General features: G+C 71.9%; 19 protein-coding genes. 8 read left to right on the forward strand and 11 right to left on the reverse strand.

Features of this window, described 5'->3' with window-relative positions; all coding sequences use genetic code 11:
- Positions 1–164 precede the first annotated feature (164 nt).
- The 4 genes from minC to BMY19_RS12140 all read left to right on the forward strand — a co-directional run bounded on the left by minC (position 165) and on the right by BMY19_RS12140 (position 3,108).
- Positions 165–893 carry a septum site-determining protein MinC gene (gene minC, locus BMY19_RS12125; RefSeq protein WP_020093045.1) on the forward strand — a complete coding sequence of 243 codons (729 nt, stop codon included), beginning with the start codon at positions 165–167 and terminating at the stop codon, positions 891–893.
- A 13-nt stretch (positions 894–906) separates the two neighbouring features.
- Positions 907–1,722: a septum site-determining protein MinD gene (gene minD / locus BMY19_RS12130; RefSeq protein ID WP_020093046.1), complete on the forward strand. Its 816-nt coding sequence runs from the start codon at positions 907–909 to the stop codon at positions 1,720–1,722.
- On the forward strand, positions 1,719–2,060 hold the full coding sequence (minE, locus tag BMY19_RS12135; RefSeq protein WP_100251864.1) for a cell division topological specificity factor MinE: 342 nt from the start codon (positions 1,719–1,721) through the stop codon (positions 2,058–2,060). Before minD ends, minE begins: the two co-directional genes overlap by 4 nt.
- Positions 2,061–2,223: 163 nt before the next feature.
- Entirely contained in the window at positions 2,224–3,108 is an 885-nt protein-coding gene (locus BMY19_RS12140; protein WP_100251865.1) for an alpha/beta fold hydrolase, read from the forward strand.
- Here BMY19_RS12140 and BMY19_RS12145 read toward each other — a convergent pair.
- Together BMY19_RS12145 and BMY19_RS12150 are read right to left on the reverse strand one after the other, a co-directional pair.
- Entirely contained in the window at positions 3,098–4,534 is a 1,437-nt protein-coding gene (locus BMY19_RS12145) for a cytochrome P450 (RefSeq protein WP_083916196.1), read from the reverse strand. The genes BMY19_RS12140 and BMY19_RS12145 overlap by 11 nt on opposite strands.
- Before the next feature lie 77 nt (positions 4,535–4,611).
- Positions 4,612–7,272, reverse strand: coding sequence for an ABC transporter ATP-binding protein/permease (locus BMY19_RS12150; protein ID WP_100251866.1), 2,661 nt, complete (start codon positions 7,270–7,272; stop codon positions 4,612–4,614).
- A gap of 415 nt (positions 7,273–7,687) precedes the next feature.
- Between BMY19_RS12150 and typA the strand changes: the two genes are divergently transcribed.
- Together typA and BMY19_RS12160 are read left to right on the forward strand one after the other, a co-directional pair.
- The gene (typA, locus tag BMY19_RS12155; RefSeq protein WP_100251867.1) at positions 7,688–9,511 is read left to right on the forward strand and encodes a translational GTPase TypA; all 1,824 of its coding nucleotides are present in this window, start codon (positions 7,688–7,690) and stop codon (positions 9,509–9,511) included.
- A gap of 166 nt (positions 9,512–9,677) precedes the next feature.
- Positions 9,678–9,911, forward strand: coding sequence for an RAG2 PHD domain containing protein (locus BMY19_RS12160; RefSeq protein WP_100251868.1), 234 nt, complete (start codon positions 9,678–9,680; stop codon positions 9,909–9,911).
- Between the two features lie 50 nt (positions 9,912–9,961).
- Here BMY19_RS12160 and BMY19_RS30870 read toward each other — a convergent pair whose 3' ends face one another.
- The 5 genes from BMY19_RS30870 to cysK form a co-directional block, all read right to left on the reverse strand.
- Complete coding sequence (locus BMY19_RS30870) at positions 9,962–10,120, reverse strand: hypothetical protein (RefSeq protein ID WP_020093053.1); 159 nt, start codon at positions 10,118–10,120, stop codon at positions 9,962–9,964.
- The gene (locus tag BMY19_RS12165) at positions 10,117–10,431 is read right to left on the reverse strand and encodes a hypothetical protein (RefSeq protein ID WP_020093054.1); all 315 of its coding nucleotides are present in this window, start codon (positions 10,429–10,431) and stop codon (positions 10,117–10,119) included. Before BMY19_RS12165 ends, BMY19_RS30870 begins: the two co-directional genes overlap by 4 nt.
- Positions 10,431–10,610: a hypothetical protein gene (locus BMY19_RS12170; protein WP_100251869.1), complete on the reverse strand. Its 180-nt coding sequence runs from the start codon at positions 10,608–10,610 to the stop codon at positions 10,431–10,433. Before BMY19_RS12170 ends, BMY19_RS12165 begins: the two co-directional genes overlap by 1 nt.
- An 81-nt stretch (positions 10,611–10,691) precedes the next feature.
- A complete protein-coding gene (locus BMY19_RS12175; RefSeq protein ID WP_100251870.1) occupies positions 10,692–11,195 on the reverse strand; it encodes a hypothetical protein in 504 nt (167 codons plus the stop codon).
- Positions 11,196–11,517: 322 nt separating this feature from the next.
- Positions 11,518–12,492 carry a cysteine synthase A gene (gene cysK / locus BMY19_RS12180; RefSeq protein WP_020093057.1) on the reverse strand — a complete coding sequence of 325 codons (975 nt, stop codon included), beginning with the start codon at positions 12,490–12,492 and terminating at the stop codon, positions 11,518–11,520.
- A 230-nt stretch (positions 12,493–12,722) separates the two neighbouring features.
- Here cysK and BMY19_RS12185 point away from each other — a divergent pair, with 230 nt between their 5' ends.
- Positions 12,723–13,721 carry a TAXI family TRAP transporter solute-binding subunit gene (locus BMY19_RS12185; protein ID WP_100251938.1) on the forward strand — a complete coding sequence of 333 codons (999 nt, stop codon included), beginning with the start codon at positions 12,723–12,725 and terminating at the stop codon, positions 13,719–13,721.
- 12 nt (positions 13,722–13,733) lie between these two features.
- On the opposite strand, the gene BMY19_RS12190 is transcribed toward BMY19_RS12185, so the two are convergent.
- A complete protein-coding gene (locus BMY19_RS12190; RefSeq protein ID WP_020093059.1) occupies positions 13,734–14,267 on the reverse strand; it encodes a GcrA family cell cycle regulator in 534 nt (177 codons plus the stop codon).
- 513 nt (positions 14,268–14,780) lie between these two features.
- Between BMY19_RS12190 and BMY19_RS12195 the strand changes: the two genes are divergently transcribed.
- Complete coding sequence (locus BMY19_RS12195; protein ID WP_170862957.1) at positions 14,781–15,968, forward strand: patatin-like phospholipase family protein; 1,188 nt, start codon at positions 14,781–14,783, stop codon at positions 15,966–15,968.
- A 65-nt stretch (positions 15,969–16,033) separates the two neighbouring features.
- On the opposite strand, the gene BMY19_RS12200 is transcribed toward BMY19_RS12195, so the two are convergent.
- The 3 genes from BMY19_RS12200 to BMY19_RS12210 all read right to left on the reverse strand — a co-directional run bounded on the left by BMY19_RS12200 (position 16,034) and on the right by BMY19_RS12210 (position 18,317).
- A complete protein-coding gene (locus BMY19_RS12200) occupies positions 16,034–16,162 on the reverse strand; it encodes a hypothetical protein (protein WP_012320301.1) in 129 nt (42 codons plus the stop codon).
- Positions 16,163–16,257: 95 nt separating this feature from the next.
- Positions 16,258–17,670 (reverse strand): pyruvate kinase, encoded by a 1,413-nt coding sequence (pyk, locus tag BMY19_RS12205; protein WP_020093061.1) that lies wholly within the window; start codon positions 17,668–17,670, stop codon positions 16,258–16,260.
- A gap of 152 nt (positions 17,671–17,822) precedes the next feature.
- Positions 17,823–18,317, reverse strand: a complete 495-nt coding sequence (locus BMY19_RS12210) for an SRPBCC family protein (protein ID WP_100251872.1) — start codon at positions 18,315–18,317, stop codon at positions 17,823–17,825.
- Between the last annotated feature and the right edge of the window lie 121 nt (positions 18,318–18,438).

An 18,438-nucleotide genomic window follows, 5' to 3' on the forward strand; every position in this document is an offset into this window, starting at 1 on the left:
GACCGGGGCCGAGCCCCCCGCGACGCGCGCCCGAGGGCGTGAGACCATCCTCCGCTGCCCCGATACAAGGATCCCGGCAGAATTTGCCGACCGGATCAGAAACTTAACCCTTCGGTAACCATACCCGCCGTCAATGGTCCGGTAAGGACTCTTAACGGGCGGACATGAGCGACACCCTCCCCGAGCCGATCGACCCGGAGACCGCCACAGCGGCGGCTCCTTCCGCGCCCCGGCCGCTCAGCCTGCGCGGGCGGGCCTTCAAGGCCCTGGCCCTCTCCCCCGAGCCGCCGCTCCCCGAGTGGCTCGCGGGCCTCGACGCGGCGCTCAAGCGCTCGCCGACCCTGCTGAAAGGCCGGGCCGTCATCCTGGACTGCGCCCAGCTCAAGCCCGAGCCGGACGCGCTCGAGACGCTCATGAACGAGCTCAAGGCCCGCGGCATCGCGGTCCTGGGCATCGAGGGGGCCGACGCGGTGGTGGACGGCCTGCCGCCGCTGCTGGTCAAGGGGCACCCGTCCGAGACGATCGAGATCCCGAGCGTCCCGGCCGAGCCGGAGCCGCAGGTGGTCACCTCGATCACCGTCGAGGGCTCGGTCCGCTCCGGACAGAGCGTCATCAACCCGACCGGCGACGTGACCGTGATGGGGTCCGTCTCCTCCGGGGCCGAGATCCTGGCCGGCGGCTCGATCCACGTCTACGGCGCCCTGCGCGGTCGCGCGATCGCCGGAGCCGCGCGCAACCCGCGCGCACGAATCTACTGCCGCAAATTCGAACCCGAGTTGCTGGGGATCGACCGCCTCGTGCGGACGGCGGAGGACATGGGCACGGCCCTGCGCGGCAAGGCCGCCCAGGTCTGGCTCGATGGCGGCAACATCCGAATGGCAAGCCTGGATTAAGGGAGATCGACGCGTGGCAAAGGTTCTCGTCGTCACATCGGGCAAGGGCGGCGTCGGAAAGACGACGACGACCGCGGCCCTCGGAGCGGCCCTGGCCCAGGGCGGGCAGAGCGTGTGCGTCGTCGACTTCGACGTCGGCCTGCGCAACCTCGACCTCGTCATGGGCGCCGAGCGCCGGGTCGTCTACGACCTCATCAACGTGGTCAACGGCGACGCCAAGCTCCCGCAGGCGCTGATCAAGGACAAGCGGCTCGAGACCCTGCACCTGCTGCCGGCCTCGCAGACCCGCGACAAGGACGCGCTCACCGACGAGGGCGTGGCTCGGGTGATGGACGAGCTGCGCGCGAAGTTTGACTGGGTGATCTGCGATTCCCCCGCCGGCATCGAGCGCGGCGCCCAGCTCGCCATGCACCACGCCGACGTGGCGGTGGTCGTGACCAACCCCGAGGTCTCCTCGGTGCGCGACTCCGACCGGATCATCGGCCTCCTCGATTCCAAGACCGCCAAGGCGGAGAAGGGCGAGGACATCGAGAAGCACCTGATCCTCACCCGCTACGACCCGATGCGGGCCGACCGCGGCGACATGCTCAAGACCGAGGACGTGCTCGACATCCTGTCGATCCCGCTGCTCGCGATCATCCCGGAGAGCCAGGAGGTGCTGCGCGCCTCGAACCTCGGCTGCCCGGTGACGCTGAACAACCCGCTCTGCGCCCCGGCGCGGGCCTATGCCGACGCGGCCCGCCGGCTCAAGGGCGAGTCCGTGCCGATGAGCCTGCCGGTCGAGCGCAAGTCCTTCCTCGACAAGCTGTTCATGCGGAGGGCGGCGTGAGCATCCTGGGACTGTTCCAGAAGCGCAGCTCCGGCGCGGTCGCCCGCGACCGCCTGCAGCTGATCCTCGCCCACGAGCGCGCGGAGTCGGGTCGCCCCGACCTCGTGATCCAGCTCCGGGAGGAGATCCTGGCGGTGATCGCCAACCACGTCGCGGTCGAACCCGACAAGGTTAAGGTCACCCTGGAGCGCGGCGAGGGTGTCTCGACCCTCGGCCTCGACATCGAGCTGCCGCTCGGTGCCTCGGGCAAGCTCGACGCCAAGCTGGCCGCGAAGCTCGCCGAGGTCGCCGCCAACAAGGGGGCCGCCAAGCCGGCCTCCTCCAAGAAGGCCGCTTGAGCCGGGCGGGGAGCGTCCCCGCCGGCACGGAGATCCACGCGCCGCGCCCGGTCCGCCGGGTGCGGCTTCGTCGTTCCTTCCACGAACTCCGGTCCCGACTCTCGACCGAGCGCCCCGTCGCGCCATCTCGGAAACCCCGGGGGAGGCCGATGAGAGGATCGCCATGCCGAGCGCCACGACGGACGACGGGATACGGCTCCACTACGAGGAGAGCGGCCGGGGGACGCCGCTGATCTTCGTCCACGAGTTCGCCGGCGATCACCGCAGCTACGAGGCGCAGCTGCGCCATTTCGGCCGGCGCTACCGCGCGGTCGCGTTCAACGCCCGGGGCTACCCGCCCTCCGACGTGCCGGAGTCCGTCACGGCCTACGCGCAGGCGCGCGCGGCCGACGACATCCTGGCCGTCCTCGACCATCTCGGCGCGCCGAAGGCCCACGTCGCCGGCATCTCCATGGGCGCCTTCGCGACCCTGCATTTCGGCCTGCGGCACCCCGACCGCGCGCTGTCGCTGTGCCTGGGCGGCTGCGGCTACGGCGCGGAGCCGGAGCGGCAGGCGCTGTTCCGCGCCGAGGCGGACGCCACCGCCGCGATGCTCCTCCGCGACGGCATGGCGGCCTTCGCGGAGCGCTACGCCGTCGGGCCGACGCGGGTGCAGTTCGAGACCAAGGACCCGCGCGGGCACGCCGAGTTCAGGCGGATGCTCGCCGAGCATTCGGCCCTCGGCTCGGCCAACACCCAGGCCGGCGTGCAGAAGGGGCGGCCGTCGCTCTACGATCTCACGGACGAGCTGGGGCGCATGACCGTCCCGACCCTGATCGTCGCCGGCGACGAGGACTGGCCCTGCCTCACCCCGAGCCTGATGCTCAAGCGGGTCATCCCCTCCGCCGCCCTCGCCGTGCTGCCCAATACCGGCCACGCCCTCTCGGTCGAGGAGCCCGACGCCTACAACCGCCTGCTGGACGACTTCCTGGCGCAGGTGGAGAGTGGCCGCTGGCCGATGCGCGACCCGCGGGCGATCTCGGCGACGATCACCGGGATCAGGGGCTGACCGGCGCGCGGGGGATCAGCCGGAAGCGCGCGGGGCGATCGGGCTGGGTCGTCACGACCGCCTGGGGCAGCACCGGCTCGCGCTCGTCGAGCACCAGCCGGAACCGCTGGAGCACCCGCGCCAGGGAGAGGACGGCCTCGCTCAGGGCGAATTGCGCGCCGATGCAGACCCGCGGGCCGGCCCCGAAGGGCAGGTAGGCGAAGCGCCGCGGGGCGGGGGCGCCGGGCAGGAAGCGGCCCGGATCGAACGCGTCCGGGTCCGGCCAGAGCGACCGGTGGCGGTGGAGCACCCAGGGGCTCACCATGACGATGTCGCTCGCCTTGACCGCGTGGCCCGCCACTGTGTCCGGGCCCAGCGCCCGCCGGACGACCACGAAGGCCGCCGGGTACAGGCGCAGGGTCTCGTCGATCACCGCGCGGGTGAGCGGCAGCCGCCCGTCGCTCTGGCAGCCGGTGGGGTCGGCGAGGTCGGCGGCCCGGGCCTCGGCGGCGACCCGCTCCTGCACCTCCGGCGCGAGGGCCAGCAGGTAGGCCGCCCAGAACAGCGTGCCGGCCGTGGTCTCGTGACCCGCCAGGATCATGGTGGCGACCTGGTCGCGCAGCTCGTCGGGCGTGAAGGCGGCGCCGGTATCGGGATTGCGCGCGGCCGCGAGCAGGTCGAGCAAATCGCCCGAGCGGGACCTGTCCCCCTCGACCGCCCGGCGCGCCGCGATGATCCGGTCGAGGAAGGGGATCCACCGGCGCCGGAACCGGCGGCGCGACCAGTCGAGGGGCACCGGCCAGCCCGGGGGGGTGACGATGTCGAGGAGGTGCGGCCGCCCCATCCGCTCGGCGTACTCGGCGATGAACTGGCGCAGCTCGGCGCCGTGCTGGTCCATCCCCACCGAGAACATGGCGCGCCCGGCGATCTCGAGGGCGAGCCGGTAGAAGGACGTAAACAGGTCGACCGGCCCCGCCGCGGCCTCGGCGGCGATGCGCTCCATCCCGTCGGTGACGGCCGCGGCGATGTGGGGCACGAGGCCGTCGATCGCCCGCGGCGTGAAGGCCGGCGCCAGGGTGCGCCGCTGGTGCCGCCACGCCGAGCCCTCGCTGATCAGGAGCCCGTCGCCGAGGATCGGGCGCAGGATGCGGGTCGTCCCGGTGGTGCGCGCGTAGTTCGCCTGGTTCTCGACGAGCACCCGGCGGATCGCCTCGGGGTCGTTCAGCACGAAGCTCGACCGCCCGAGCAGGCCCCGGCGGGTGACCGGCTCCTCGAAGGCGCGCCGGGGGAAGCCCGCGAGCGCGTTGTCGCGGATCGACCGCAGGTAGGCGGGCAGCGGCAGCTCGCGCTCGGGCGGGGCGCGGTGCGGCGGCACCACGCGCGGCGTCCCGGCGAGGCTCGGGATCGTCCGGTCCGGGGTCGCGGTGGCGTCCGAGAATGTTGGCATGGGGTGCCATCCTGTGCCGGAGACGGGCAGCCCTGTAAACCGCCGGCCGCGCCCCGCGCGGACCGGTCACGCTTACGTCATTCCGCCGCCGTGCGCAGGCGCGCTTCGGCACTCCGGTCGGCACTCTGGATCGGCAGGCGCGCGGGGAACCGGGCCGGGTCGGATTCCGGCGACAGGCTCGCCACGAGGCTCGCCCGGGGCAGGGCGGTCTCGGTCACGTCGAGCAGCGTGTCGACGCCCCGCTCCAGGTGCTCGTCCACCCGGTCGACCACGAGGATCTCCGGCTCGCGCAGGATCGCCCGCGCGAGGCCGACCCGCACCCGCACGCGCTCGGCGAGCGCCTGCCCGCGGTTGCCGACCTCCTTCTCGAGGCCGCGCCGCTGGATCGGCCGCTCCAGGTCGAACTCCCGGAACACCGCGCGGGCTTCCTTCTGGATCAGCGCCTCGCCGTGCATCCGCGCCGTGTCGATGCGGCCGAACAGCAGGTTGTCGAGGACGGTGCTGCGCGGGTTGATCCGGTTCGGGTCGTAGGATTCGACGTCGCAGCCGTCGTCGCCGTGCATGAAGCCCTGCACGACCGCCCGCGCGCCGACCATGCGCTTGGCCAGGGTCTCGTCGAGCAGCCCGAAGCGCATCCGCGGCTCGACATAGGCGAGGGCCAGCGCCAGGAAGGCCACGCTGTCGGTCTCGCTCAGCCGCCCGTCCTCGGGCAGGCGCGCGAGCCGGCGCAGGTAGTCGGGCAGCGCGTCCGGGGTGATCAGCGAGAACCGCCGGAACAGCGGGTGGCCCGGCGGCACGTCGGCGAAGATGTCCTTGAGGTTGCTGGCGATGGCGACGCCCATCCGGTCGAGCTCGTCGAGGAGCTTCACCTTCTCCAGCGCGTCGCGGAACAGGGGGACGCCGGCGAGGCGGCGCGGATCCGTCAGCGTCGGGTCGCGGGGGACGCCGAACAGCAGGTTCTCCCCGACGGTGGCCTGCTCGTTGTAGTGGCCCCGGGCGAAGGGGATCACGAGGTCGGCGAGACCCTTCTGGGCGAAATGCTCGCGCAGGTGCTCCCGCGCCGCGATCATGCGCTGGCCCACCGGCGTGTCGTGGGCGACCGAACTCAGGGCGCCGAGCCCGAACCGGTAGAGCTCGTCGCCGAGGTCGAGCCGGCCGAGCAGGTCGAGCAGGCGCTCGTCGAGCTCGTCGGCATCCCGGACGCCGAGGCGCTTGAAGTCGATCCAGGGGTCCTCGACGCTGTCGCAGGGGTTGCCGGTCTTCACCGCCTCGTTGATCCGCGCCTTGCTGAGGTCGAGGCTCTTGGTGCGCAGCGGGTGCACGCGCAGCCCGTAGAGGACGTTGTCGCGCAGCGTCCCGGGGAACAGCACGGGCTGGACGCCCGCGTAGGCGATGCGCCGCGCGTGGTCGCGGCGCGGCAGCGTCGAGAGGTCGTGCTCGCCGATCCGGACCGTGCCCCCGGGCGGCGCCTGGAGCCCGGCGAGCACGCGGACGAATTCCTGCGCGATCGCCCCGGGCGGGACCAGGGCGACCTGCCCGGGGAGGCGCACCTCCGCGTCGCCGACCTCGATCAGGGAGCCGCCCTGCGGATCGCGCAGTTGCAGGCCCTCCAGCCGCAGCGGCCCGCCGAGCCGGGGCGCCGCGCGCTCGGATTCGTGCTCGGCCGGCAGGAGGCGCTGCGGGCCGAAATGCGCCGCCACGGTCTCGTACTTGACCTCGACGTCGAGGCGCTGCTGATCCCAGTCGATCAGCTCCTTGAGGGGCGGCGGCAGGTCCCGGTAGGCGGCCAGGACCGCCACGAGCTGGCCGATGTCGAGCTGGCCCTTCAGGGCGAAGTAGCCGCCGATCGCGTAGAACAGGAACGGCGTCACCTGCGCGAGCAGGTTGTTGAGGTATTTGACCGCGAACTTGCGGCGGTAGATCCGCAGGCGCAGGTCGTAGAGCCGGTAGAGGCGGCCGCCGATCTCCGCGCGTTCCCAGCGGCCGGTGTCATTCAGCGTCACCGCCTGCAGGCCGTCGAGCACCTCGGCGACGCGCCCGGCCAGGGCGCGGGACGCGATCTGACGCTGGCGGCTGAGACGGATGATCTCCCGCCGCAGCCGCGGGATCACGGTCATCTGTACGGCGACCATGCCGCCGGCCGCGATGCCGAGCCAGATGTTCTGCATCATGATGAAGGCCAGCGCCGTCGCGGCCTGCGTGCCCAGGAACACCGGCACCACGATCGCGTCGCCGATGAAGGAGCCGATCGGCTCGACCTCGTCCCGGATGATCGTCGCGGTCTCGGAGGATTTCACCTCCCGCTGCGTCTCCGGGGAGAAGCGCAGCATCAGCGAGAACAGCTGGAACCGCAGGCGGCGCAGCATCCGCTCGCCGAGAATGCCCTTCTGGAGGTTGATCCAGAACTTGAACGCGCCGTTGATCAGGACGAGGCTGAGGAACAGCGTCGACAGGCTGAGCAGCAGCTCGAACCGGTCGAGCTGGAACCCCTCGAACAGGTGCGTCTTGCCGCCGCCCAGGAAGGCGGGCCACTCGACGGTGAGCTCGAGGAACGGCGCGGTCGCCTCGCCGTGCGCGTAGGCCTTCCCCGTGATCGCGTCGTTGACGATGCGCTTCGGCAGGTCGAGCGAGGCGAAATAGAACGGGAGCGACGCTAGCACGACGGCGCAGATCCGGAGCTGCGCGACCTTGGAGTAGCGCCAGATATACGGGAACAGCCGCGGCTCAAGCGCGCGCATCGTGTCCTTCCGACGAAAGCCCGCCCTGGCGGCCCGAGGGCCGAATCGCCGCAGCCGGACGCCTGATCCTGGTCGATACGCTACCCGAGGGATCCGGTTTCATCCAATACAGCCCGATAAACGCAGCTTTCCGCCGGTCGCGGTGTCGTCGCGCCGTCATATAGGGCAACCGGCGCCGGAGCGCGCGCGCGGAGCAGCCCTGCGCCCGCGGCCAGGAGGCGTGCGGCGACGGATTCCGACGCCGGTCTTCCCCCAGCAATCCCGGTCACGCGAGGCCCCCATGACTTCAGCGGCCTTGCCCAAGCGCGCGTGTCCTTATATTGCGACGCAACCACCACGACTCCGTACCTGAACCGGCGCGGACGGCCGCGCCGCGCGGCCGCCAGGGAGCCGGCACAACCCGTTTCGGGCCGCCATGAATCTGCGCAACATCGCCATCATCGCTCACGTCGACCACGGCAAGACGACCCTCGTCGACAAGCTGCTGGCCCAGTCCGGCACCTTCCGCGAGAATCAGCGGGTCGAGGAGCGGGCGATGGACTCGAACGACCTCGAGAAGGAGCGTGGCATCACGATCCTGGCCAAGGCGACCTCGGTCGTCTGGAAGGACACCCGCGTCAACATCGTCGACACCCCCGGCCACGCCGATTTCGGCGGCGAGGTCGAGCGCATCCTGTCGATGGTCGACGGCGTGATCGTGCTGGTCGACGCGGCCGAGGGGCCGATGCCGCAGACCAAGTTCGTGGTCGGCAAGGCGCTCAAGATCGGCCTGCGCCCGATCGTGGCGATCAACAAGGTCGACCGGCCGGACGCGCGGATCAACGAGGTCGTGAACGAGGTGTTCGACCTGTTCGCCGCCCTCGACGCCACCGACGAGCAGCTCGACTTCCCGATCCTTTACGGCTCGGGCCGCAACGGCTGGATGGCCGATACCCCCGAAGCCGACCCGTCCGTGGGTCTCGAGCCGCTGTTCGACCTCGTCCTCAAGCACGTGCCACAGGCGAAGACCGAGGAGGGTCCGTTCCGGATGCTCGGCACCCTTCTGGAGGCCAACCCGTTCCTGGGCCGCATCATCACCGGCCGCATCGCCGCGGGCTCGGTGAAGCCGAACCAGTCGATCAAGGTGCTCGACCGCAACGGCAAGGTCGTGGAGACCGGCCGCGTCTCGAAGATCCTCGCCTTCCGCGGCCTGGAGCGCGCGCCGATCGACATCGGCGAGGCGGGTGACATCGTGTCGATCGCCGGCCTGATGAAGGGCACCGTCGCCGACACGTTCTGCGACCCGCAGGTCGAGACCCCGATCCAGGCGCAGCCGATCGACCCGCCGACCGTGACCATGTCGTTCATCGTCAACGACAGCCCGCTCGCCGGCACCGAGGGCGACAAGGTCACGAGCCGCATGATCCGCGACCGCCTGTTCAAGGAGGCCGAGGGCAACGTCACGCTCAAGATCGAGGAGGCGGCCGACAAGGACAGCTTCTACGTCTCGGGCCGCGGCGAGCTGCAGCTCTCGATCCTGATCGAGACCATGCGCCGCGAGGGCTTCGAGATCGCCGTGTCGCGGCCGCGGGTCGTGTACGAGCGCGACGAGGCCGGCGCCCTGCTCGAGCCGATCGAGGAGGTCGTGATCGACGTCGACGAGGAGCACTCGGGCGTCGTCGTGCAGAAGATGTCCGAGCGCAAGGCCGAGATGCTGGAGATGCGGCCGTCCGGCGGCAACCGCCTGCGCCTTGTGTTCCACGCCCCGACCCGCGGCCTGATCGGCTACCAGGGCGAGCTGCTCACCGACACCCGCGGCACGGCCATCATGAACCGGCTGTTCAAGGCCTACGAGCCCTACAAGGGCGAGATGCCGGGCCGGCGCAACGGCGTGCTGATCTCCAACGACCAGGGCGAGGCCGTGGCCTACGCCATGTGGAACCTGGAGGACCGCGGCCCGATGATGATCGAGCCGGGCTGGAAGGTGTACCAGGGCATGATCGTCGGCGAGCACAACCGCGAGAACGACCTCGAGGTGAACGTGCTCAAGGGCAAGAAGCTCACCAACATCCGCACGACCTCGAAGGACGAGGCCGTCCGCCTGACGCCGCCGATCCGCATGACCCTGGAGCGCTCGCTGGCCTGGATCCAGGACGACGAGCTCGTCGAGGTGACGCCGAAGTCGATCCGCCTGCGCAAGGCGATCCTCGACCCGAACGACCGCAAGCGGGCCGAGCGGTCGAAGGAGAACGCCGCCTGAGGCGCGCGACCGTCACCGAACGTGAACGACGGGCAACCGGGCGCTCAGGCCCGGTTGCTGATGTGGCCCTTATTCCTGGCCGCTCTCGGACCCATCGAACCCTTATGCCAGGGGCGATACTTCGATGGGGCGGACCCGAGAGGCCCGCGTGAACCCCGTGACACCGATGCCCGTCGCGCTGAACCCGCTTTCGTCGCTCGCGCAGGCCGCCGCCGCGCCGCCCTCATACCTCGTCGGCCAGGACGGCGAGGGTCACTGGGTCGCCGTCGAGACCGGTGGGCGTGCCGGAGGCATCTTCCGCAGCCGCCAGGACGCGATCCGCTACGCCTGCGTCGAGACCGGCTGCCGTCCCGGCGACGTCCCGCTGGCTTCCGGGCCGATCCCCTTCCGTCTCTCCTGAGCCGCGCGCCGCCGCGCGGGGGATGCCGCCGCGGCGGCATCCCGGTCGCGTCAGCTGCCCCCGGGATCGGTCTCGTCGTTCTGCGTTCCGCCGGCGGGCGTCCCCTGGCCGGGCTTGCCCTCCGTCTTCTCGTTCGGGTCCTTGACCGCGTCGGGGGCGACGTTCTTCGGCTTGTCCGGCTGCGCGCCGGTCTCGCGACGCTCGGTCATTCCCGATTCTCCCGCTCCGCCCGGTAGTGCCCGCCCGCGACCTTCGTGTCGGCAGCCGGACCCCGCGAGGCCTTCTGGTCCGAGTGGCCGCCCGAGGAGCCGCCGACCGCGGGCGGCGCGCGCCCGGGCTCTCCGGCCGCGCCCCATCCCTCCTTCGGTTCGGTCCGCGGCGCCTCGCCGGAGCCCATGTCGGTGATCGCCGCCTGATCGGCCGTCTGATGGCCGCCCCCGGCGGGCGGGCTCCCGCGCGAACCGACCTTGTCGTCGGGCTTGCGGGTGACCGTGCCGGATTCGCTCGTCGGCCTGACCATCAGCGCTTCCCGTCGTCCTGGCCGACGGCGGCGGTGGCGCGGTCGATCGCCTCGCCGAGATTCGTGTCGGACCGCGCCTTGTCCTCCATCTGGCCGAGCTTCTCGCGCGGCGTCTCGGTCTCGTCGGCCACCGCGGCATCGGCACCCTCCCGCGCGGGTCGTCCGGTCTGGTCTGTCATGGCTCGCCTCTCTGCCTCTTCGGGGGACAACGGAGGCGGCCGGGGAGGGTTGCGCGAACTGGCCGACCGGAGGCGGTCGGTTCAGGTCTCCGGCCCGACGATCCGGGGCAGGACGGCCTGCATGAGGCGCCGCGCCGCATCCTCCGCGGCCCCGCGATCCGATGCCCGCGCCTCGATCGTCAGCAGATCGCCGTCCCGGAGGATGACCGCGGTCGCCCCGGCGCCGCCGTCCAGCGCGTACACGCTCAACCAGCCGATCGCCGGGCCGGCGGGCAGTGCCGAGAGCCGGCAATCCGGATTGCGCCGCACGCAGAGCGCCTCGAGCGCCGCGAGGGTCGTCCTGCCCGAGCGGACCCGGGCCTCGGTCCCGTCCGTCAGGCGCCCGAGCCGCAACGCGATCGTCGGGGCGCCCGCGCAGGCGGCGCAGTGCAGGCCGAGCTGTCCGGCCTCCGCCCGCGCCGTGGCCGCCGGTCCGAACGCCGTTCGGGCGGCTTCGGCCAGGCCGGTCAGGTCGTGGACCGCGAAGCCCAGGGCCATCGCCGCCTGAGCCCAGAGGCCGAACACGAGAAGCAGGAGGCCGCGCATGATATCGTCACTGTCCGTTCGCCGGTCGGCGTTAGCGGAGAGTTTTTCTGGCGTCCAGGCACGGCAGATCGCAGTGTTGATCCGAAAATTGCGCCCAAAACTCAGTATTATCCTGCGAATAAGTTCTGAGAGAGACAGATACTGATCAAAGAAAAATGATTTTATGACTGTGATAAAATGAAAAATTCCGTGGGTCGCGACGATCGTTCCCGTCCCCGGCGGACCGGAAGCGCGCGCGGATCCAAATCGCCGCGATCCGCGCCGGTGCGATTCGATCGGCGCTCCGTAGGGGAGCGGCCCGAAGGCCGCTCCGATGGCCGGTTCAGCCGATCCCGTCGAACAGCGCCGAGGAGATGTAGCGCTCGGCGAACGAGCAGGCGACCGTCACGATCCGCTTGCCCTGAAACTCGGGGCGCTTGGCCAGCTCCAGCGCCGCCGCGACGTTGCCGCCGGTGGAGATGCCGCCGGGGATGCCCTCCAGCCGGGCGAGCGCCCGGGAGGTCTCGAACGCCGCCTGGTTGGTGACCTTCAGGACGCCGTCGAGGATGCTCGTGTGCAGGTTGTCGGGGATGAACCCGGCGCCGATGCCCTGGATCTTGTGCGGGCCGGGCTGGCCGCCGGAGATCACCGGGCTGTCCTCCGGCTCCACCGCGAAGACCTTCAGGTTCGGCAGGCGCGGCTTCAGCACTTCGCCGACGCCCGTCACGGTGCCGCCGGTGCCGACGCCGGCCACGAACGCGTCGAGCTGGCCGCCCGTGTCGCTCCAGATCTCCTCGGCGGTGGTCTTCCGGTGGATCTCCGGGTTGGCCGGGTTGGAGAATTGCTGCGGCATGACCGAGCCCGGGATCTCCTTCAGGAGCTCCTCGGCCTTGGCGATCGCGCCCTTCATGCCCTGCGCGCCCGGCGTGAGCGCCAGCTCTGCACCCAGGAAGGCGAGCATCTTGCGCCGCTCCAGCGACATCGTCTCGGGCATCACCAGGATGAGCCGGTAGCCGCGGGCCGCCGCCGTGAAGGCGAGGGCGATGCCGGTGTTGCCCGAGGTCGGCTCGACCAGCGTGCCGCCGGGCTGGAGCTTCCCGGAGGCCTCCAGGGCGTCGATCATGTTGACGCCGATGCGGTCCTTCACGCTCGCGATCGGGTTGAAGAACTCGAGCTTCAGCAGGATCTCGGCGTCGACGCCGTGCTCCTTGGGCAGCCGGTTCAGGCGCACCAGAGGGGTGTTGCCGATCGTCTCGGTGATCGAGCCGTAGACACGGCCGTGGCCGACCTTCGCCGGTGCGTTGAGGGTATCGGCCATCGCGGAACTCCTGCTCGTGGTGACGGATCGGACAGATGTCGTATCCGGGAGAGGCCCCGCCAAGGGATCGCCCTCGCGTGGGGAGGCTTGACCGGCCCGGACGGGAGGCTGCGATATCGCGTTGCCGCGGCCGGAGCAATCGGGCTAAGTGCCGTTGCCGAAAGTTCTTTCCGGAATTGGGCGAACTTTCGCGGCGGGGTGGAAGACCTTTATTGAGCGGCCCGTTCCTGATGGAATTCTATTCTCCAGCCCGTCCGGCCGCGGCCGGCGCTGCCCGACCATCCCGCCCGACGGGCGGACGGGGCCTCCCTCTTCGGCCGACTCGTCGGGCCGCTCTTCTGGCGGGCCTCGGGCTGGTCCTGGCGCGGCCGGCGCGCGCCGCCGAGGCGCTCCGCGTCATGCTCGCCACCGCGACGCCGGGGGGCGGCTTCCCGGCCTTCGGGGAGGCCTTCGCCGGCGCGGTCGCAGCCGCGGACCCGGCCCTGACCGTCGAGCGGCGCGCCACCGGCGGGTCGTCCGAGAATGTCGGCCTCCTCCGCGCCGGCCGCGTCGATCTCGGCCTCGTGCAGGGCGAGTATGCCTACCCGGCCCTCGCCGAGGGCAGCGGCCTGACCGTCCTGGCGCCGATGTACCCGACGCCGGGCCTGTTCGTGGTGCCGGCGGCCAGCGCGATCCGCTCGGTGGCGGACCTGCGCGGGCGCAGGGTCGTGCTCGGCACGCACAAGTCCGGGCTGACCGTCATGGGCCGCAGCGTCCTCGGCGCCTCGGGCCTCGATCCCGAGCGCGACATCAGCCCGATCCTCCTCGACCGGGCCGGCGACGGCCCGGCCCTGGTGCGGGAGGGCCGCGCCGACGCGCTCTGGGGCGGCGGCCTCGATTGGCCGGGCTTCCACGCGCTGGCCGCGGATCCGGGCGGGGCCCGCTTCTTCGGACCGTCCGAGGCGGCCATCGCGCGCCTCGCGCAGCCCGGCGCGGCGACGCGGCGCCTCACGGTTCCGGCCGGCAGCTTCGCCGGGCAGGCGGAGCCGATCGCGACGGTGGGGTCCTGGAGCTTCGTGATCGCGCGGCCCGGCCTCGACGAGGAGACGGCCTACCGGATCGTCTGGGCGCTGGCGCGGACGGAGCTCACCGAAGCGCAGCCGAGGAACCTCGTCGGCCTCGTCCCGGCGGACCGGGTCAATCCCGGGACCGCCCGCGTCCTCCGCGAAGCCGGCGTGACGCTGCGCTGACGGCGCGGGGGCTCAGCGGAACGAGGCGACCCGGCGATCGCGCTTCCGCTCGGCGGCGGGCTGGTAGGCGATCTCGGCGTGGTGGGTGCAGTACGGCAGGCCGGTGATCGAGCGCGCGCCGCAGAAGCGGAATTCCGGCGTCGTCGGGTCGCCGAGGGGCCAGCGGCACATGGATTCCCGGAGGTCCATGATGGTGACGCGCTCCGACACCGCGAGGGCCACGGGCGCGGGCGCCGCGGCCGGCGCGGGCGCCGGGAAGTCCGGGGCCGGACGGTGGGCCAGGATCGCGACCGGCTCGGGCGCCTGCGTCTCGACCACCGCGATGGCGGTCTCGATCTCGACCGTCTTCGACGGCGGGACGGCGGTGGCGGCTTCCTCGCCGCCGCGGGCGCGACCGGCCAGACCGAGGCGGTGGACCTTGCCGATCACCGCGTTGCGGGTGACGCCGCCGAGTTGCGCCGCGATCTTGCTGGCGCTCTGCCCGTCTTCCCACAGGCGGCGCAGCAGCGCCACGCGATCGTCCGTCCAGCCGAGACCCGCTTCCATCATCCCCTCCGCCCCCTGCGGCTCGGCCGCGTTCCCGAAGGCCAGTCCGCGTCTTCCAGGCCGACAGGAGCCGTTATCCCGGCCGACCGTGTCGCCGCGCAGACCGCGCCCCCGCGCACCGGCTGCCGCATCGCGTGCGACACCCTGTCTCGCCAGGCCACGGGGGAACCCTAGCGCGGCGCTCGCGAACGTTGCAAGGGCGGGCGGTCGCCGGGCACGAGCTGCCGCGACGCCTGTCCACCGGCAATGACCCGGGTTGGCCGGGTCCGGCGCGATCCTGCGCGGCCCCGGCGCGGTCCCGGCGCGGTCCCGCCGGTGTCCGGTACGGCGCCGCACCGTCCGGGCCGCCGGCCGCAGCGGCCACGCTTGCGCCCCGATCGCGTGGGATCGTGACCCCACCGCAACAGCGCGGCCTTATCGTTCCTCCGAAGCCGGCTAAGACGGAACAGGCGATACGGCCAAGCTCGTTCCGTGTGGCAGAGTGGGCGCGTTTCGCGGTTCGAGGAAGTGACGATGGGTGTTCGTCAGGTCAGCCTGCGCATGGCGGTGGCGTTCGGGCTGGCGGGTCAGGTCGCGGCCTGCGGCAGCGTTCCGCGGACCCCCTACAGTGCCGAGCAGGCGGCCTTCGCCACCGTGCCGGGCATCCCCGGCGCGCGCGTCTTCGCGGACGCGTCGGTGGACACGATCGCGGCGCTCGCCGCCAATCCGGAGCGGCGCCTCAAGGGCTTCACCTACCTGGCCCTGTCGGGCGGCGGCGGCGACGGCGCCTACGGGGCGGGCGTGCTCAACGGCTGGACGGCGTCCGGCAAGCGGCCCGAATTCACCCTGGTCTCCGGCGTCTCGACGGGCGCGCTGATCGCGCCCTTCGCCTTCCTGGGCCCGGCCTACGACCCCTACCTGACCGAGTTCTACACGAGCGGCGTCGCCAGCGAGCTGGTGGCCTCGCCGAACCTGGCCAACGTGCTGTTCGGCTCGGGCCTGTTCGGCGACGGGCGCCTGCGCAACCTCATCGACCGCTACGTCACGGACGATCTCCTCAAGGCCGTGGCCGAGGAGCACGCGAAGGGCCGGCGCCTGCTGGTCGTCACGACGAACCTCGATTCCCAGCGCGCGGTGATCTGGAACATGGGCGCCATCGCGGCGAGCGGGGTGCCCAACGCCCGCCAGCTGTTCCGCGACGTGCTGGCGGCCTCGGCCAGCATCCCGGCGGTGTTCCCGCCCCAGTTCATCGACGTCTCGGCCGGCGACGCGCGCTTCCAGGAGATGCATGTCGACGGCTCGGTGGTGACCCCCGTCTTCACCCTGCCGCAGACCCTGCTGCTGCGCGACGGGCGGATCCGCACCGGCGGCAAGGCCGAGATCTACGTGGTGATCAACGGCCGCCTGGAGCCGGAATTCGAGGTCACGAAAGACAACACGCTCTCGATCGTCGAGCGCTCCTTCACCACCGCGAGCCGCGCCCGCTCCCGCGCGACGCTGACGGCGACCTACGCGCTGGCCCGCACCAACGGCATCGGCTTCAATCTCACCTACATCGACGAGAACGGCCCCAAGGCGTCCGCCGCGAAGGGCTTCGACACCGCCTACATGCGGGCCCTGTACGACGCCGGTTACGAGAAGGGCCGGACCGGCACCTTCTGGCAGCACGCGATCCCGGCGGCGCCGGTGCTCAAGGCGACCGCCAGCGCCGTCGCGAACTGACCGCCTAACGGTCCGCCGCGCGCCCGGCTCGGGCGCGCGGCGAATGGCGCGGGCGGACGACGCGCCTACTTGCCCAGGATCTTCGTTACGAGGCGGCCGAGCGGCGTCGCCGTGCTGGCGTTCCGGTCGTCCCGGTCGACGGGGCGGTTCTCGTTGCCGAGGATCTTGGTGACGATGCGTCCGATCAGGTTCACGGGTCGGCCCTCCGGTATCGCGCCCAAATGGTGCAGCTTCCCCAACAACGGGTCAGGCGCGGGCCGCGTTCCAGCCCGGCGCCCGATCGGGCGCCTCAGACCTGCATCAGGCGGATGTTGTTGGTGTTGCCCGCCGTGTGGAACGGGATGCCGGCGGTGACCACGATGACGTCGTTCGGCCGCGCGAAGCCCTCGTCCTGGGCGTGGTGGCAGGCCTTCGAGGTCATCTCCTCGTAGCTGTCGACGTCCTCCGTCAGGACGCTGTGCGCCCCCCAGAGCAGGCTCAGCCGCCGCGAGGTCGCGACGTTGGGGGTCAGGGCCAGGATCGAGGCCGCGGGCCGCTTGCGCGCGACCCGGGCGGCCGTCGTCCCACTCGCCGTGTACGCGACGATGGCCGCGGCGCGCACCGCCTCGGCGAGGTCGGCCGTGGCGGTGGCCACCGCGTGGGGCGGCGTCTCCTCCTCACCCGGCTCCGAGGCCGCGACGATCGAGTGGTAGAGCTTGTGGCCCTCCACGCTCCGGATGATCCGGTCCATCATCGCCACCGCCTCGACCGGGTAGCGGCCGGTCGCGGATTCCGCCGAGAGCATCACGGCGTCGGCGCCGTCGTAGATGGCGGTGGCGACGTCCGACGCCTCCGCCCGGGTGGGCGCCGGGGCATTGACCATCGAGTCGAGCATCTGGGTCGCCACCACCACGGGCTTCACGGCGAGCCGGCAGGCCCGGATCAGCTCCTTCTGCCGCCCCGGCACGTCCTCGTGCGGGATCTCGACGCCGAGATCGCCGCGGGCGACCATCACGGCGTCGGAGAGCCGGATGATGTCGTCGATCCGCTCCAGCGCCTGCGGCTTCTCGATCTTCGACATGATGCCGGCGCGATCGCCGATGATCCCCCGCGCCTCGATGACGTCGGACGGCTTCTGGACGAACGACAGGGCGACCCAGTCGACGCCGAGATCGAGCCCGAAGGCGAGATCCGCCCGGTCCTTCTCGGTCAGCGGCGACAGGTCCAGCAGCGTGCCCGGCAGATTCACGCCCTTGCGGTTCGAGATCGGACCGCCGGTGACGACCTCGGCGGTGATGGAGGTCCGCTCGGGTCCGGTGACCCGCACCCGCACCCGGCCGTCGTCGATGAGGAGTTCCTGGCCCGGCACGACGGCGTCGAAGATCTCCGGGTGGTGCAGCGGGATCGCCTGCTTGTCGCCGTCGGCGCCCTCGAGGACGAAGCGCACCGTCTCGCCGGCCTGGAGATCGAGCCGTCCGCCCTGGAGCGTGCCGATCCGGATCTTCGGGCCCTGGAGATCCTGCAGGATGCCGATCGGCCGGCCGACCTCCTTCTCGAGGGCGCGGATGGCCGCGTGGACCTTGGCGTGATCCGCCTGGAGGCCGTGGCTGAAATTGAGCCGGAACGTGTCGACGCCGGCGAGGAACAGGGCGCGGAGCTGGTCCGGGGCGGAGCTGGCGGGACCGACGGTGGCGACGATCTTGGCGTGGCGGTGACGGCGCATGCGGGTCTCGGCCTCCTGAGGCTGCCTCTGGGAATCGAGCCGGGCGCTCGGTCGCGCCGACGGCGCTCACATCGGTCCGCGACGGCCCCGCGGCGAGGCCTCGCGACGCTCGGCGGGCGATTTTTCGCGCGGCGGGCCGATTCGGCGGGGAGCTATCTGGCCGCCTCGCGGGCGATCCCGGCAAGCCCGGCGTCGAACACGCCCGTGATGTCGGCGACGGCGTCGGCATCGCTCATGCCCTCGGCGTCGAAGGTCGCGCTCCAGATCACCGTGGAGCCCGCGCCGTCGCGACGGACCGCCAGCGTCGCGTTGTAGGCGCGCACCGGCAGGGGCCCCTGGATGAAGCTGTAGCTGTAGCTCATGCCGGTCTCGTCGCGCGCGGTCTCGACCTCGGCGATCGTGCCCTTGCCGCCCTTCACCACGAGGCCGCGGATCTGCGCGCGGATGCCGTCATCCTCGTCCTCGCCCGACAGGATGCAGCGCTGGACCTGCGGGTGCCAGTGCTGGATCGCGCAGAAATCGCCGACCAGCGCCCAGACCGCGGCGGGCGGGGCCGGGATGTCGCGGCTGCGGGTGACCTCCAGGGCGCTGGCCGGCCCGGCGGCCAGGACGGCCGCGCCGATCGCCGTCAGGGAAGCGGGATGCATCACGGGTCGGTCTCCGGTCCGCCGGGCTGATGTGACGCGACTTGGAGCGCCGCCCGGCCGCGGCGAGCCCCGGGGCCGCGACGGACCGCGTCTCGAAGGTGTCGCTGCCGGCGCGGTATGC

The sequence above is a fragment of the Methylobacterium sp. UNC300MFChir4.1 genome, assembly GCF_900110155.1.
Lineage (GTDB): Bacteria > Pseudomonadota > Alphaproteobacteria > Rhizobiales > Beijerinckiaceae > Methylobacterium.